We start from the raw sequence: 16,657 nt of genomic DNA, 5'->3' as shown, positions 1-16,657 counted from the left end.
GAGACTACAATGTTCACGGATCTGGTAAACACCATCACCGACAACGGCAAAGGCATCCACGCCTTTCGCAAATGCGCAAGTCAGGCACGGGAAATGGCTGCCGCGTCGCCGGAGCAGGCCGCAGCGCTTTACCTGCTGGCAGCGCAGGCCGAGGATTTCATCGAACGCAATGAGCGCATGGCGACAACCACCGCCCAGACCGGCGCTGCGTTTGAGCGCTTCTCGGAAAACACAGGGCTGCTGACCGATGCTTTTGCCCGTGGTGATGCGGCGGGGATCCTGGCGGTTCTGAACCGGATTGCCTCAGGCCTCGCCAGCCCCAGCGCCTAACACGGCCACAATACAGCGGAGCCGCTATGACTACCCGATTGGAACATGATTCAGTCGGCACGAAAGACGTGCCGGTAACAGCCTATTACGGCGTGCATACGGTCCGCGCGGTGGAGAATTTCCCCATCACCGGCGTTACGCTCAGCCATTTCCCGGATTTCGTGCGCGCCTTGGCCATGGTCAAACTGGCCGCGGCAAGAGCCAATACCGACCTTGGCGTTCTGGACACGGAGCGCGCCGGATGGATCGCTGCCGCTTGCGAGGAGCTGATCGCGGGCCGCCACCATGATGCCTTTACCGTGGACATGATCCAGGGCGGGGCAGGCACCTCGACGAATATGAACGCCAACGAGGTGATCGCCAATCTCGCCGCCGAAAAGGCGGGGCGCGCCATGGGCGTCTATGACTTCATCCACCCCAACGATCATGTGAACCGCTCGCAATCGACCAATGATGTCTATCCAACGGCGATCCGTCTGGCGGTACTCTTCAAGAGCCGCCGACTGATTGCCGAGCAGCGCAAGCTGCTGGATGCCTTTGCCGCCAAGGCCGAGGCATTCGACGGCATCCGCAAGGTTGGCCGGACTCAATTGCAGGATGCCGTGCCGATGACCGTGGGGCGCGAGTTCGCCTCTTTTGCCGCGGCGTTGACCGAAGAAACCACGCGCCTAGAAGACCTGTCCAAGGTGCTGCGGGTGGTCAACCTGGGCGGCACCGCCATCGGCACCGGAATCAATGCCCCGGCAGGATATGCCGACGCCGCCGTGCGCCATCTCAGCACCATCTCGGGTCAGGATCTGCGCTGCGCCGAGGACCTGATTGATGCCTCGTCAGATATGGGCGCGCTGGTGTCCTTCTCCGGGCTTTTGCGCCGGGTGGCGATCAAGATCTCCAAGATCTGCAACGACTTGCGGCTGCTCAGCTCTGGCCCGCGGGCAGGGATCGGCGAACTGATGCTACCAGCGGTGCAGGCGGGATCCTCGATCATGCCGGGCAAGGTCAACCCAGTGATCCCCGAAGTGGTCAGCCAGGTTGCCTATCAGGTGGTCGGCAACGACGTGACAATCACCATGGCAGCGGAGGCCGGCCAGCTTCAGCTGAACGCGATGGAGCCGGTGATCGCCTACAACCTGCTGGAATCCATGCGGATGCTGGAAAATGCCCTGCGCACGTTGCGGCTCCGCTGCGTCGATGGCATCGAGGTCAACCGCGCCCGCTGCGAGGAATTGTTCGCAGGCAGCCTGATACTGGCCACCGCATTGGTGCCCAAACTGGGCTACGAGGTCAGCGCCGCCATCGCCAAGGACGCACAGTCAAGCGGGCGCTCCATTGAAGCCGTGGCCGATGCCATGGGGGTAATGTCCCCGACTGAATTCAAAGAAACGATCCGTCAGCATCTGGCGGATCTGTGACCCGGATCGCGGGGGAGTATAAAATGCAGAAATCACTTGAATGCGAAGCCTTGGAATACCACGCGGTTGCGCCAAACGGAAAGCTGGAAGTCGTGCCCACCAAAGCCATGGCAACCCAGCGGGATCTGGCGCTTGCCTATAGTCCGGGGGTCGCCTTCCCATGCGAAATGATCGCGGCAAACCCGCAGCAGGCGGGCAAATACACGATGCGCGGCAATCTTGTGGGTGTCGTCACCAACGGAACAGCGGTTCTGGGTTTGGGAAATATCGGCCCCTTGGCCGCAAAACCTGTCATGGAAGGCAAGGCTGCCCTGTTCAAGCTGTTCTCGGGTATTGATGCCTTCGATCTTGAGGTCGCCGCCGGTGACGTGGCCACATTCTGCGATGCGGTTGCCCCGCTGGAGCCGACGTTCGGCGGGATCAATCTCGAAGACATCAAGGCCCCGGAATGTTTCGAGATCGAGCGGATCCTGCGGCAGCGGATGAATATTCCAGTGTTCCATGACGACCAGCACGGAACCGCCGTTGTCGCGGCGGCGGCGGTTCTGAACGCGCTGGAAATCGCGGGCAAGAAGATGGAGACGGTCAAAATCTTGGCCAACGGGGCGGGTGCCGCCTCCATTGCCTGTCTGGAACTTCTGGTTTCCCTGGGCGCCCGCCGCAGCAATATCCTTGTCTGCGACAGCGCCGGTGTCATCTACAAGGACCGGCCGGGCCGGACGATAGATGCCACTAAACTCCGCTTTGCGCATGACACCAGCGCACGCACGCTGGCGGATGCGATTTCTGGTGCCGATTTGTTTCTGGGGCTGTCGGTTGCAGGTGCTCTGACAGCCGAGATGGTGCAGAGCATGGCGGCGCAGCCGGTCATCCTTGCGATGGCCAACCCGGAACCGGAAATCCGCCCAGAGGAGGCAAAGGCGGTCCGGGCGGATGCCATCGTTGCCACCGGGCGCTCCGACTATCCGAACCAGGTCAACAACGTTCTCTGCTTTCCCTTCATTTTTAGGGGCGCTTTGGATGTCGGCGCGACAGAGATCAATGATGCGATGAAGATTGCCTGCGCGCAGACCCTTGCCGCGCTTGCACGGGAACCGGTGCCGGAGGTTGTGCTGGATGCCTATCAGGTGGAAACCCTGTCATTTGGGAGCGAGTATCTGCTGCCAAAGCCATTTGACCCGCGCCTGCTGTTCGAAATTGCGCCTGCCGTCGCACAAGCGGCCATGGACAGCGGTGTTGCCACCCGCCCCATTCATGACTTTGCCGGATACCGGAGCGCGCTGGCGCAACTGAACCGAGGGGGGGGCCTGCCAGCGGTGTGAGCGATACCAAAACCGCGGCTCCTATTGCCTGCGAGGGTAGGGGCGGCGGCCGATCTCCTCTATCATTTTTTCGCGGAAGACTTTGGCCGGACCGCGTTGCACGAATAGCGCTCGGGCCGCATTTGCCCCTTTCCCCGGTTCGTTATGCGACACGCTCATAGGCCGCACGACCGAGACGGGTCATGCGGTTGAGGGCGTTGACAGCGATGCGGGCTTCGGTTGTCTGGGTCTCCATGTTGCGGCTGCGCAGTTCCGGTCCGATGACCTGCTTGCAGCGCCCGATCTGGGCCTCGCCGCGCGATCTCTGACCATAGCCAGTGGCCCTCTGCCATGCCATTCGGCCAGTTTCGGTTATCATGTCGAGATGGGCGTTGCGTGTCTGGCAATCTCCGGGAACGGCGTTCTTCGGCGGCGGAATGATCAACTCGACATCCGGACCAAACGGGTGCCGGATTGTCGCGGCGGTTGGTACACCATCATAAGCTCCGTCTCCGATGAAACGGCGCACCGGACCGGATACCTCGGCAAGAAGGCCGGGCAGAGCGCCGGTGTCCCCGGCATGCTGAGGTGTCAGGCAGGACGCCACAAGCTCGCCGCTCTCCGGATCGAAGCCGATATGCAGTTTGCGCCATATCTTGCGGGCCTTCGGCAGCCCGTGCTTCTCCCGCATCCACTCGCGGCCACCGTGGACGCGCAGCCCTGTGCTGTCCACAACCAGCGCGATCGGACCACTGGCTGTCCGGGTGTCTGGCGCGATCTGAAGCGATGGCGCCCGCCGGCAAAGCGTCGAAAAATCCGGCACGGGGAGGTCCGTCTGCATGAGCCGCAGCAGACTGCGGACAAAGCCCTGCGTTTGGCGAAGCGGCAAGCCGGACACGGCGCGCAGGGTCAAGCAGGTCTCGATCGCCAGATCAGAATATCGTTGTTGACCACCGCGCTTGCCAGAGCGCGCTGCGCACCACCGAGACACCGCGTCTTCGCTGAACCAGACCGTTACGTCACCACGCTGGCGGAGCACCTCGTTGTATTCGGCCCAGTTCGTCACACGGTACTTTGCCTTCGCAAACTTATCCCGCCGCGACGCGTTGAATTTGAAAGGCATCCCAGCATCCCGCAGTCAAATCGAAAGACCAGCTACGCATCGGAAACGACTTGTGCAACACGCTCCCTGCAGCGCCCCAACCCCTTTTTCTTTCCGGCCATCAACAAAGGATCAGACCCATGTCTACCGCTATGACCAAGGCACCCAGCACGTCCCATACTGATCAGCCGCATATCATAATCAATGCTGACGAGCTTTCCCACATCGAGGCGCTTGCTGAAGGCGCGTTCAGCCGCAATCCGGCGCTTGCCGATCGTCTTCTGGACGAACTGAGCCGCGCCCGGATCGTTCCGCCTGAGCGGATGCCCGGGGATGTGATCGGGATCGGCAGCCGCGTCGTTTTCAGAGACGAGGCGACCGGTCAGGAGAGAACCGTCACACTTGTCTATCCGGAGGAGGCTGATATAGCGCGTCAGCGGGTTTCGGTGATGACACCGGTCGGTGTCGCGCTGCTGGGACTGTCCGAAGGCGCTGCTTTTCACTGGGACACGCGCGATCACCAGCGCCGGATGCTGACGGTGATCCGTGTGGAAGATACGCCTGACCCCGATGACGGGTAACACCTGGATGTTATCGGAGAAATGGTCCGGCGATGTGCTGAACCGCCCCCCAGAGTGGAAAACCGCATTGATGTGACATTGCCACCGAACGGCCACCCTGGGTGACATGCGATCTACTGGCGATACTGCCCCAACTCTTACCGTTCGTCCGGAGACAGCGAAATGACCTGCATCGGCAATCGCCCAATTTGTGTTAACTATAACGAAACCCTGCCGCGAGCCGCTGCAGGGCGCGGGGTCCGGTCATGAGCGTGAAGCAGCATATCCGCCGGTTTCTGTGGCCGACCCTGTTGACGCTAATTTGCTTTGGGCTGCTCCTGTCGCCATCGTGGCCGACCGGATTTTTTAACGATAGCGAAACCCTTTTGCCCGCTGTCACTGCGCTGGCCTATTTTGCAGCGGCGTGGCTCGTTAGCCGGATCACGTCCCTAGCGCTTGATCAGGCGGCAGTGCGGCGGCGGCCTACCCGCGGCTGCTCAAAGATATGATTGCGGCACTGCTGTCGGCGTTGTTGCAGAACTTGACCAATGCGGATTCACCTTGAGAATCCGGTGGGTTAAGAGGCTCGCATGAGCAAGCCTGAACCCGCCCGCTACCGCACGACGAACTGGAAGTCCTACAACGACGCGCTGAAGCAGCGCGGCTCGCTGCTGATCTGGCTGGACAAGGACATGGTGTGGCTGGCACCCAGGGCCGGTCGCAACGGTCGCCCTGCTGTGTTCTCGGATGCGGCGATTCAGTTTTGTTTGATGGTGAAAGTGCTGTTCGGCCTGCCGTTGAGGCAAACGACCGGGATGGTGGGCAGCATCCTGACGATGGCCGGGTTGGACTGGCCGGTGCCCGACTTTTCCACCCTGAGCCGACGCCAGAAATCCATCACCGTCCAGATATCGGGCCGTCGCGCGGCAGGCCCGCTGAACCTGTTGGTGGACAGTACCGGGATCAAGTTCCTCGGCGATGGCGAGTGGCTGGCCCGCAAGCATGGAACCCATCGCAGGCGCCAATACCGAAAAGTTCATCTGGCGATGGACACCGGCACCGGCGACATCCGGGCGGTGGAGTTCACCTCCAGCGACAAAGGCGACAGTCCGGTCCTGCCCGAACTGCTGAGCCAGGTGCCGCCAGAGGAACAGATCGGCACCGTGACCGGCGATGGCGCCTACGACACGCGCCGCTGCCATACGGCCATCCTGGATCGAGGCGCCGCCGCCGTCATCCCCATCCGCAAGAACGGGCGCCTTTGGAAAGAAGACTGTCCGGCCGCGACGGCTCGCAACGAGATCCTGCGCGCCACCCGGCACCTCGGGCGGGCCATCTGGAAGCGATGGACCGGCTATCATGCCCGAAGTCGGATCGAGGCAAAGATGCGATGCCTGAAATCCTTCGGCGAACGCATCGCCTCACGAGACCCCGACCGCCAGACCGCCGAAATCCACATCCGTATCGCCCTCATGAACCGCTTCAACGAACTCGGCATGGCCGAGATCGAACGCGTGGCCTGAATTCAATGGGAAAGGGAAAACTCGCTCAGTTGCTGGGTTCTGCAACAATGCCGCCCAGCTCGCACAGCGCCGTGGACGCAAGTGCGCGATGGTTGCCTTGGCTCGCCGTATTGCGGTGATACTTCATCGGATCTGGGTCGATGGCACAGTATTCCAGCCGGATACCGCGCCGAACATGGGCTGACCGAATGCTCCTCCACCCTTCGCCTGCTTGATCGCAGGCCTTCGAGGTCCCGCAAGGACGTGGTTCCGATGATGCCGTGGTCTGGACTGTCGCTGACTTCCGTCAAGCACGCCAATGAGATGGGCACATCGGAATTGCATCGAACCAGCATCATGTTGGCAGCCAGCGCGCTGACCACGGACCGAAGCATGTACCCGAAAGACCTCAACCGAAAGCCGCAGCAAAAAGCAGGAAGGGCTAGAATAGAACCGGCGGAACCGCTTTGGCGGATCAATTTGCTTGCCTAAAACCGCTTGACTGGGACGGCCTCGTTACCGAAGTCTGGAGCCTAGATTTGCTGTGTCACCCCTCATATAATTGCTTCAACGCAGTAGAATTGAGGGTTTATCGAGAAGGCTGTTTGGGACGCGCCGGCGTTGATCAAGCTCCGCTCCCGCCTTCGATGGTCCGGATCTCTGAGGGGCGCCGGTGCTCCACTGGCGGAGAAACACTCTCACATAGATCCCCAGCGCCTGGTGCAGAACTGAGAGCTATGCATTCAGATGGTAGGTACTGACTGAAAACTAGGGCGAAATGGAGAAGGTCAGGCACACATCTAACTTTGGTCAACATCCGAGGTTCGAGTGAATAAAAAGAGCCCGCACCGTTTTGGTGCGGGCAAGTCGGGGAGGGTCAATTAAGAACTTTACAAGTCTTCGCGGCTTATTTCTTCATCATGAGTTTCTGCAGGTGCCATTCGCCGGAACTGCCCTTCGCCAAGATAGACCCAGCTGACCCCCTCGCTTGTCGCGAGAAACTCATTTGCGTGTCCGCTACTGATCTCAGCCTGCGGGTTCCCTGGCAGAACGATAGTCTTCATCAGCAAGGCATAGAGCACGAGGCCCAGCGGGAATCCGATGACGAATGCGTACTGCGAATACCAGGCTGCAATGCCTCCAGCCACTATCCATGCAATCAAGCCCGCTGGATTGAAACCGCCAGAGTAGCGGAACTGGCCATCGGTCTTGAACAGGTCCGGCACGTTGAGGCGGCGCTTCCTCAGAATGTAATAGTCGGCCACCATTATGCCGCCGATGGCAGACAGAAATGCCCCGTAGTAGCCCAGGAAGACGAACAGGTTGTTCAGAATTTCCCATGGGAAGCACAGCGTGCCGACGACTCCCGCAAGCGCAACGCCTACCTTGTAGTTAATCACGCGCGGCGCAAGGTTGATGAAGGTCAGCGCTGAGGGGATGAGGTTGGCGGAGTTGTTAGTTGACCACTGTGCCAGTACCACGAGCGCAAGCAAAATGACTAGCGACAGTCCCTCACCTTCGCCTTGGATGACTTCGATCGGGTTCCAATTGCCGGTAGCAATGAACGAAACGCCTCCGATACCAGCAATAAGTGCTTGGGTGACCGGCAAGGCAACCAATTGCGCAAGAAAGACGTTCTTGTTGCGCGAGACAAAGCCTTTGGCTCCAGCATCGGTCTTTACAAACCGCGTCAGGTTGGGAATGTCGATGGCAAGCGTCGACCAGAAGCCCAGGTTGGCGATAAAAAGCACCAGCAGGGACATTTCGCCAGTCCCTTCAAAGGTCCAGATGTTCACACCTTGTGTCGAGGCGACACCTTCCAGCGTATAATACATCCAGATCGAAATCGCGATAATGGCAGGTGCTGCCAGCGACGCGAGCCGTTCAACCGATTTGATCCCCATCGCGGTGTTCACGATCTGGATGATGCCGAACACTGCGTACCAGACGATCCAATTGTCGAAGTCCAGAAAGTACTGGCCGATCCCGTTCAGAGCCAGCGCTCCGAGGTAGGTTTGAATGCCGAACCACATTGCGGCAACCAAGCCACGGGAGATAGCCGGAAGATGCGTGCCGTAAATGCCAAACGGCGCGCGAAGGTAGACGGCAAAGGACAAGCCATGTTCGGTCCCGATATCTGCTGTCAGCACCATGAATGCGCCAATCCCGATGTTGGCCAGCATGATCACCAGGATAACCGTTGCCAGCGGAACACCACCGCCAACTCCGGCTGCACCTAGTGAATAAGTTGCGATGATGACTGCAATTCCGACCCATATCCAAGCATAGCCAATCAAGCCGAGCGGACGCTGCCCCAGCAGTGTCGGTAGGATGGATTCTTCAAGCAAGCCAGTGCGTTCATGTTCCGCTTCGCGGATTTTCTCGGTCATTGTCATTGTTTGATTTCCCTGTTGGTTGAATTGCCGGCACAAGGGGACGTGCCGATCCTCGAAGGCGGTGTTCCGAAACGTTCGGAAAAACACCTCGAAAACTGTGTCCGAGACGAGAAGCCTGCCGCGACAGCCACATCTAGGAGCTGCATATTCGTTTCAACCAGCAGACTGTGTCCAAAATCGAGCCGTAAATTTCGGTAGTATTTGGCCGGTGAAATGCGGAGCAGCTTCTTGAACATCCTCTCGAGCTGCCGACGCGAACACCCGCATTCCTTGGCGATCTCGTCCAAGCACAAAGGGCTCTCCAAGTTGCGCTCCATTATTTCGATTGCGGCTGTGACATGCCTGTTCCGCGCATTGTTGGCGAAAGCGAAGGAGGTTTTTTGTGGAGTTCCCGGCGGACGCGCCACACCATGCAGACACATGTCCCCCACAGCTTGCGCGAAGGCCTTGCCATAATCTCTGGAAATTAGTGCCAGCATCATATCCGTTGCGGCATGTCCGCCGCCGCAGGTCATGAGCGGCCCATCTATTTCGAAGATGCTTTCGCTGGTCTCCAGTTCAGGAAAACGTTCGCGGAAACTGGCTTGGTTTTCCCAATGGAGAGTAAAGCGCCTGTCCTGAAGCAGACCAAGCCGAGCCAGGATGAAAGCACCGGTGCACAGAGCACCGAGTTTCCCTCCCATCCGGGAAAACCTGCGCAGGGCCTGTACTGTCGGCGCGGACGCCGCATTCTGGGGATCCGTGCCAGAACACACAAACAGCTGACCAGTTGTTTGTAATCCGTGAAGACTGGATTGAGCATTCAGTTCAACGCCACAGGAGCTTGCGACCGCCGAGGTGTCTGCCACCGTGTGCCAGCGGTAGAGTTCATGCTGTGAGAGCTGGTTTGCAACACGCAGAGGTTCGATGGCGCTGCTCAGGGCCAGCATCGTGAACCTGGGCAGCAGAAGAAAGTAGATGTCGCGCGGAGGCAAGGCATCTTTCACCGCGAAATAGGCCGCGCTCTTCGGTATGAAGCTGCGATAGCTTGTCATTCTTTCGGTGCTCATGCCGGCCTCCGCACTATTTACCGCAAAGTGTCGAGCGTTTGGCGCAGGTCTTCGGTCGCCGTCACGTCAACGGTTTCGGCGTCCAGATCGAGCACCACTCCATAAACATCCCGGGCGTGCTGCGGTGTGCAGAAACCATCCAGGACATCATCCAGAACCTTTTCCGGAGTGCGTTCCAGCGGGCTGCCATAGCCGCCGCCGCAGGGGCTGTAGTAAGCCATCACATCGTCCTTCCGGACGTCCTCGCCATGGAACTTGGAATGCATCTGACGCGGAGGTTCGGTACTGGAGAAGTTATAGATCTCGCACTTCCCGGCCGCACCTTCCGTTCCTCCGAAAATCCCCCATGGCACATTGGTATGCCGTTCGCTCTCATGGGTGATGATGCCGTCGGTCAGCATGCGCTGGCTCTTCACAACGCCGATCCCGCCGCGATGCTTGCCGGCACCGGGCATCACATCGTCGCGCAACTCGTACCGCTCGCAGATCATCGGGATATGCATCGCGAGGTCTTCCAGCGGATTGTTGCGGGTGTTGGCCATCAGATTGTCAATGGCGTCAGGGCCATCGGAGTCCGGGCGGCCGCCATAGGCCCCTTCGTTCACTTCCAGGAACACCCAATACTCCCCGTCGTCCCGAACACCTGCGTAAGAGGCAAAGGAAATGCTGGCAGACGACCCGGCAATGATGTCCTCGGGCAGGACCGGCGCCATTGCCTTCAGGATCAGGTCAATCATGAAGTTGCACTGGGTAAAACGGGCCTCGGCGGAAGCCGGCGCAATCGGATTAAAGATCGTGCCTTCCGGAGCGGTCACCTTGATTGGCCGGAAGGATCCCTGGTTTGACGGTACCCTGGTGTCAGAAGTAGCTGTGTCCAGCAGCAGTTTGCGGAAAGCCGCGAATGCAGCCACCTTTGTGGATCCTTCAAATGGCACGTTGTAGGCTGTTGGCGTCTGCGGCGCGGATCCGGTCAGATCAACTTCGATGGTGTCTCCGACAACCCTGACACAGACTTTCACCGGCAGCGTCTGGCCGCGGTTGCGCCCATCATCATCCAGCCAGCCTTCGGCCCGGTATTCACCATCCGGGATGTCCGAGATCCTCTGCCGCAGCATTTTCTCGGAATAGTCCATCAACTGGTTACAGGCGCCGAACACCAGATCCTTGCCATAGCGTTCCATCAATTCCTTGAAGCGCTTCACACCAAGCCTGGCAGAAGCGATCTGTGCCTCGATGTCATCCACAAGCTGGCGTGCGGCACGTGAATTATTGCGGATGAAATTCCACATTGTCTCATTGCGCACACCCTTCCGGTAGAGCTTGGTACCAGCAAAGAGCATGCCCTCGGCATAGACGTCCGGCACATCGATGATCAGGCCCGGTGTAGCGGCGCCAATATCAATATGATGCGCGGTATTGCCCGCGTATCCGACCAGTTCACCCTCGTGAAAAATCGGAATGACAATCGCCAGATCAGGTGTATGCGACGAACCCAGGTAGGGATGGTTGTGGACGACAACATCACCTTCATACCATTCGCCATCGTCCAGAGAATCCGCGATACCCTGGAGATACCCCGGAATCGAGCCGATATGCATCGGCGTGGATTCAGACTCGCAGAGCGTGTTGAAGTCTGTGTCGAACAGCCCGGCGCCCAGATCTTCGGACTCCCGGATAATCGAGGAGAAGGACATGCGGAACAGAACATGTGCCATTTCCTCTGCAATGGTTTCGATGGATCCCCGGATGACCTGAAGGGTGACCGGGTCGATCGGATTATTGATGTCTTTTGGCATTGGTTTTCCTCCCTCAGGACTTGCTCAAGCGCAGGCTTCCGAAGTCCTGAACCTCGGCGGCATAGCCGGGCGGCAGCAGCGTTGTTGAATTGTGCTGGATGATGATGGCCGGGCCTTCCACACGGGTGCCCGCGCCAAGCTTTCCGCGATCCAGGCGCGGTGTCATATGCACCGATCCATCGTCGAAGACAGTTTCGCGCTCGTACATGAAGGCTGCCTTGACATCGTCCTGGCTGCCTAATGAAAGCGGTGTCAGCTCCAGGTGCCGGACACTTGCCGACGCGATGACCCGCACGTTGTAGAGTTCGACAAGGCTGTCATCGAAGGAGTACCCGTAGTCTGCCTTATGCTGTTTGTGGAATGCGCTGATCACGTCCGGTACGTTTGCCAGCGCCAAGCCTTCCTTGGGCATGGGCACGCGCAGCTCGAAACCTTGGCCGTGATAGCGCACTTCGGCGATAACGTCGAAATTCTGCTGCACTTCCGGGATGCCGTCATTCTCCAGATCGGCTTTACCGACATTCTTCAATTCAGCAACGGTTGCGTTCACCCTGTCGATGGCGCCCTGGTCGGCATTGAACAGACTGGTGATGACCGAGCGGGTGTGCTCGTACTGAAGGTCAGTGCCCAGCAGGCCCATGGCGGCTGTGATCCCAGGCGCGATCGGAACAAGCACGTCTTTCGCGGAAACAAGCTCGGCCAGAGCAACACCATGGAAGGGGCCTGCGCCGCCAAACGGCATGAGCGAGAACTCACGAGGGTCATAGCCGCGCGCTACTGAGTTGGAACGGATCGTCAGCGCCATATTGTTGTTGACGATCTTGATGATCCCAAGAGCGGCCTCGGTCACCGAAATACCCAGAGGATCAGCGATCTTTTCCTTGATTGCCTTGTGGGACAGACTCGGATCCAGCGGCAGATCACCGCCAAGAAACTTGTCCGCATCCATGCGGCCCAGTACGACTTGCGCGTCGGTCACGGTCGGCTCTGTGCCGCCGCGGTTGTAACAAGCAGGTCCAGGCTCTGAACCAGCTGAGCGGGGTCCGACGTTGAAACCGCCTGCCTCATCGAGATAAGCGATTGACCCGCCGCCCGCGCCGATGGTTTCCAGGTCGATCATCGGGGCCATGACCGCATGTCCCGATACCAGGGTGTCACGCGGGTTCTTGATACGCATTTCACCAGCAGCAATGGTGGAAATGTCAGCCGACGTACCGCCAATATCCACGGTAAGGATGTTATCGGTCCCTGCCAGCCGTGCTTCAGAAAGCGCCCCCAGCACGCCACCTGCCGGACCGCTCATCAGAATGCTCACGGGCTTTCTGGCACATCCATCGATGGTGGATATTCCGCCATTGGACTGGATGACGCGCAGCTTAGCTGGAATACCGCCATCCTTGACCTTCTGCTCAAGATTGCGAAGGTACCAGGCAGACCGCGGGCCGACAAAAGCGTTCATGGCAACCGTGGAAAACCGCTCGTATTCGCGAATGACGTTTGACACATCAGAGGACACCGACACATAGGCATCGGGGATTTCTTCCAGCACGATGTCACGGGCGCGCTTTTCATGCGCGTCGTTCAGGAAAGAAAACATGAAGCCGATGCAGACGGACTTGATGCCGCGCTTGCGGAAAAGAGCGCAGGCACTGCGGATTTCGTCCTCGTTCAGCGGTGTCTCAATCTCACCGGTAGGCGGCAGGATGCGTTCAGTGATAGCGATCCGGTTGCGCCGTTTGACGAGCGGCCGGTTCTGCCAAGGCACTTCGAAATGCAGTGAGAAGTTGTGCGGTCGCTTGTGGCGGCCGATGTGCAAGATGTCGCGGAAGCCTTTCGTCGTCAGCATCCCGACTTCAGCGCCGTTATGCTCGATGGTAATATTCGTCGCAACAGTCGTGCCGTGATTGATGACTTCGATCGCCTCCTTGTCAATCCCGGCAATTTCGCAAATCTGGTGAATACCCTCGACCACGCCGATAGATTGGTCTTTCAAGGTGCTGGGCACTTTATGGAAAAAAGTACCCTTATTACATTCCAGTACGAGGTCGGTATTTGTACCGCCTACGTCAACGCCGATGCGAGCCATGATGTCCTCCAATTCCTCCCTGTCCGAGAGGGCGCTTGAGCACCCTCCCGGAAATCTTTCCAGCGTTTAACGGTTGTTGACGGTGTTGAGATAATCGACACAGGTGTCGACGGTCTCGACGTCACCAAACTTCGCGTCGATGTCGAACAGGTTCCAGGCGACGGCACCCGGCACCCGGTCGCCGATTGCCTCTTTCACTGCAATCGTACGGAAGCCGTCGGCAATACCGTCGCAGATTGTCTGGCGCACGCAGGCGCAAGCGGTCACACCAGTCACTAGGATGGTGTCAACGCCATTGGCACGCAGAATGCCGGCCAGTTCGGTGCCGTGGAACGAACTCGCCCGTTTCTTGAGCAACGTATACTCGCCTTCGACCGGTGCAATCCGGCTGTCGATTGCCCACAGGTCTTTGTCAGCCAAATCCACCACATCAACCGGAATTTTGTCGTGCCACAGTCCCATGTCAGTGAACGGCGCCTTCCGATCGGTGATCTCATAGGCGGTAGTGACATGGATGACCGGATGCCCGTTGGCCCGGCAGGCTTCCAACAGGCGCTGCATGCCGGGAATGATCTCGCTGTCCATCTTCTCCTGGTCGCAAGTGAATGGGTTTCCGGGACGGGTCCAAGCATTTGCCAGGTCGACACTGACAAGGGCGGGTTTCTTGCCAAAGCCCACACGGCGTTGGAAGCCACGCTCTTTGTACAGTGCGGATGCAGCATCGAATGCCTCGTGCAGCATCTTATCCAGTGCTGCGTGATCAACATTATTCATTTTGTTGTCCTTCGATTTGGTAAGTCGCTATGTCTGCCTCAGTCAGCCTTTGCTGCATTGGCATCTTGATCTCGGGTCAGAGTTCCCACCTACAAAATCGGACACACACAGCTCATAAACAATCGCCGTATCGGCCACTATTGATGCACTAATTGCATTAATCAGGAATTTTGTGCTATGTATCTGTAACTGAAGCTAAATTACAAATGACAATGACCCACACTCCTCAGACTCGCGACTTGGAAGCCTTCAACGCGGTCGCAGTCGAACTCAGTTTCAGGCGTGCAGCGGAACGCCTTTCCATAGACCAAAGCGCGCTCAGCCGACGCATCCGACAGCTGGAAGAGCAGCTTGGCTACCAACTCATCCGACGCACAACTCGCGAAGTTTCACTGACGGCCGCGGGTGAGGTCTTTTACGAACGGACCAGGCTTATCTCCTCTGAAATTTCTGCGGCCGTGCAAGCCGGGCGCATCGCAGCGGAGGGCAAGAAAGGGTTTTTGCGCGTCGGATACATGTCCTTCGCAGCGCTTGATCTCATGCCTGGGGTGGTGCGGGAATTTACCCGCCGCTACCCAGACATAGAACTGGAGCTGAAGTATATTCGCACTCAAGGGCAGAAAATTGAGCTGTCCCGAAACAACATCGATGTTGGCTTTATGCTGGGCCCATTCAAGCACCCCCAGTTCGAAACCCGAAAAGTGGCAAGTGAGAGGCTCGTCGCGCTCTTGCCAGTGGACCATCGCTTGTCGACCCGGCCAACGGTCACGCTCAGTGAAATAGCTCAGTACCCCATGGTCTTGGGTAGCATGGCTGAATGGGATTTTTTCCGCCTGTTCATCGACGATGTGTTCTTGAGAAGCGGCAATGCGATCGATGTCAAATACGAAGCGTCAAATGCATTGGGGATCCTTGGCCTCGTTGGCAGCGGCCTCGGAGTTTCTGTCTATGCGCAGGGGATAACGAGGTTTCAGCCAAGAACGATTATGACGAAACCAATCTCGGATTGCGAAGCCGAGATATCCACTCTCCTGGTTTGGAACCGAGCCTACAAATCGCCTGCACTCATGAACTTTATCGCAGTCGCAGATGAGTTGATCAAAGGGCAGTGATTTATAGATTTGCCCCTTTGAAGCTCAATCCGTGAGCGACGAGGTCATTCACGCTGCTTTGCGGATTTTAGTTTGGCAGATGAAAATTGAAATTGCGAACCGTTTAATGACTGACTGCTCTAACACGGCTTTTCATCGTTTGCGCTATCACTGCGCCCACGTTGTTGCATGGTTCAAAATCTGGATATAGGCACCCCTTTCCCCGACGGTTTATGCGACACGTTCGAAGACCGCACGTCCGAGGGCGGTCATGCGGTTCAGGGCCTTGGTCGCGATCATGCTTTCGGTGACTTGTCGGTCAAATTCCCTTGACTTCAGGCCGGGGCCGATGACGGATTTGCGGCGCCCGATCTGGGCCTCGACGAGGGCGCGGCTGTTGTAGCCCGTCTCGGATTGCCATGCCATCCGGCCATGTATGGCGATATGCTCGATATGAGCGTCGCGCTGGTCGTTGCGTCCCAAGACGGCGGTCTTTGGCGGCGGGATGATGATCTCGACATTGGACCCGAAGGCCTCGGTGAGACAATCCAGAACACCCGTACCGTCATAGGCGCCATCGGCGAGCACGCGAGCCACCGGCAGATCAAGGCCGTCGATCAGTTCCAGCAAAGCGGTCTCGTCACCAACATGTTCGGTGGTCAGAAGCGAGGCGACGGTCTCGCCACTGCCCGGATCGTACCCGATATGGAGTTTCCGCCAGGATTTGCGCGTCTTTCCCGTCCCATGTTTGGCTTCCTGCCAACCCGAGCCACGGTGCATCTTCAGCCCGGTGCTGTCCACGATCAGCGTGACCGGCCCGTTCGATTTCGGCCTGGCGTCTTCTACAGCAAGCCCCTTGGCCCGTCGCGACAGCGTCGAGAAATCCGGCACCGGCAGTTCCAGTCCCATCAGCTTCAGAAGCGCGCGGACAAAGCCCTGCGTCTGCCGAAGCGGCTGGTGAAAGATCAACCCCAAGGTCAGGCAGGTCTCAATCGAGAAATCGGAATACTTCGCCTGACCGCCGCGGCTTTTCCGCTTCGGCGCGCGCCACTGCCCGGCAGCGCCCGTCTCAAACCAAACCGTCAGATCGCCGCGACCGCGCAGCGCCTCGTTATACTCGGGCCAGTTCGTCACGCAGAACTTCGATGCCGGAAACTGGCCCCGGCGCCCGGCATTGAACTTGTGCGGCATAAGGGGCAACCTTCACGATAAGAGAGCGTGCTTCCTGAACGAAATCCGCGACCGCTGCAACAAGGTG

Annotated in this window: 12 protein-coding genes and 2 pseudogenes; 7 read left to right on the top strand and 7 right to left on the bottom strand. The window is 58.5% G+C overall.

The features are described from left to right. Positions 1–9 precede the first annotated feature (9 nt). From AC0KW6_RS20670 to AC0KW6_RS20660, 3 genes and pseudogenes are all read left to right on the top strand, one after another. The gene (locus AC0KW6_RS20670; protein WP_474035937.1) at positions 10–330 is read left to right on the top strand and encodes a hypothetical protein; all 321 of its coding nucleotides are present in this window, start codon (positions 10–12) and stop codon (positions 328–330) included. Between the two features lie 26 nt (positions 331–356). Further along, the gene (locus AC0KW6_RS20665; protein WP_474035936.1) at positions 357–1,742 is read left to right on the top strand and encodes an aspartate ammonia-lyase; all 1,386 of its coding nucleotides are present in this window, start codon (positions 357–359) and stop codon (positions 1,740–1,742) included. Between the two features lie 23 nt (positions 1,743–1,765). Beyond that, positions 1,766–3,025: pseudogene (locus AC0KW6_RS20660) on the top strand (malic enzyme-like NAD(P)-binding protein); the annotation flags it as partial. A 181-nt stretch (positions 3,026–3,206) separates the two neighbouring features. Here the strand turns inward: AC0KW6_RS20660 and AC0KW6_RS20655 are convergent. Beyond that, positions 3,207–4,166 (bottom strand): IS5 family transposase, encoded by a 960-nt coding sequence (locus AC0KW6_RS20655; RefSeq protein WP_474035935.1) that lies wholly within the window; start codon positions 4,164–4,166, stop codon positions 3,207–3,209. A gap of 119 nt (positions 4,167–4,285) precedes the next feature. On the opposite strand from AC0KW6_RS20655, the gene rnk reads away from it, so the two are divergent. From rnk to AC0KW6_RS20640, 3 genes and pseudogenes are all read left to right on the top strand, one after another. Next, positions 4,286–4,726: a nucleoside diphosphate kinase regulator gene (gene rnk / locus AC0KW6_RS20650; RefSeq protein ID WP_474035934.1), complete on the top strand. Its 441-nt coding sequence runs from the start codon at positions 4,286–4,288 to the stop codon at positions 4,724–4,726. Positions 4,727–5,295: 569 nt separating this feature from the next. After that, on the top strand, positions 5,296–6,228 hold the full coding sequence (locus tag AC0KW6_RS20645; RefSeq protein WP_474035933.1) for an IS5 family transposase: 933 nt from the start codon (positions 5,296–5,298) through the stop codon (positions 6,226–6,228). Positions 6,229–6,277: 49 nt separating this feature from the next. Further along, positions 6,278–6,412 (top strand): annotated as a pseudogene (locus tag AC0KW6_RS20640) (IS110 family transposase); the annotation flags it as partial. A gap of 685 nt (positions 6,413–7,097) precedes the next feature. Here AC0KW6_RS20640 and AC0KW6_RS20635 read toward each other — a convergent pair. The 5 genes from AC0KW6_RS20635 to AC0KW6_RS20615 form a co-directional block, all read right to left on the bottom strand. Next, positions 7,098–8,603, bottom strand: a complete 1,506-nt coding sequence (locus AC0KW6_RS20635) for an NCS1 family transporter (protein ID WP_474035932.1) — start codon at positions 8,601–8,603, stop codon at positions 7,098–7,100. Next, on the bottom strand, positions 8,600–9,652 hold the full coding sequence (locus tag AC0KW6_RS20630; RefSeq protein ID WP_474035931.1) for a GlxA family transcriptional regulator: 1,053 nt from the start codon (positions 9,650–9,652) through the stop codon (positions 8,600–8,602). Before AC0KW6_RS20630 ends, AC0KW6_RS20635 begins: the two co-directional genes overlap by 4 nt. Positions 9,653–9,669: 17 nt before the next feature. Next, complete coding sequence (locus tag AC0KW6_RS20625) at positions 9,670–11,448, bottom strand: hydantoinase B/oxoprolinase family protein (RefSeq protein WP_474035930.1); 1,779 nt, start codon at positions 11,446–11,448, stop codon at positions 9,670–9,672. A 13-nt stretch (positions 11,449–11,461) separates the two neighbouring features. Then, positions 11,462–13,534, bottom strand: coding sequence for a hydantoinase/oxoprolinase family protein (locus AC0KW6_RS20620; protein ID WP_474035929.1), 2,073 nt, complete (start codon positions 13,532–13,534; stop codon positions 11,462–11,464). A 66-nt stretch (positions 13,535–13,600) separates the two neighbouring features. Beyond that, positions 13,601–14,308 (bottom strand): isochorismatase family protein, encoded by a 708-nt coding sequence (locus AC0KW6_RS20615; RefSeq protein ID WP_474035928.1) that lies wholly within the window; start codon positions 14,306–14,308, stop codon positions 13,601–13,603. A gap of 206 nt (positions 14,309–14,514) precedes the next feature. On the opposite strand from AC0KW6_RS20615, the gene AC0KW6_RS20610 reads away from it, so the two are divergent. After that, the gene (locus tag AC0KW6_RS20610) at positions 14,515–15,420 is read left to right on the top strand and encodes a LysR family transcriptional regulator (RefSeq protein WP_474035927.1); all 906 of its coding nucleotides are present in this window, start codon (positions 14,515–14,517) and stop codon (positions 15,418–15,420) included. Between the two features lie 210 nt (positions 15,421–15,630). Here AC0KW6_RS20610 and AC0KW6_RS20605 read toward each other — a convergent pair whose 3' ends face one another. Then, complete coding sequence (locus AC0KW6_RS20605) at positions 15,631–16,590, bottom strand: IS5 family transposase (RefSeq protein ID WP_474035925.1); 960 nt, start codon at positions 16,588–16,590, stop codon at positions 15,631–15,633. Positions 16,591–16,657 lie beyond the last annotated feature (67 nt).

It is taken from the genome of Leisingera sp. SA215 (genome assembly GCF_055902035.1).
This window is presented reverse-complemented; position numbering and strand designations above follow the sequence as displayed.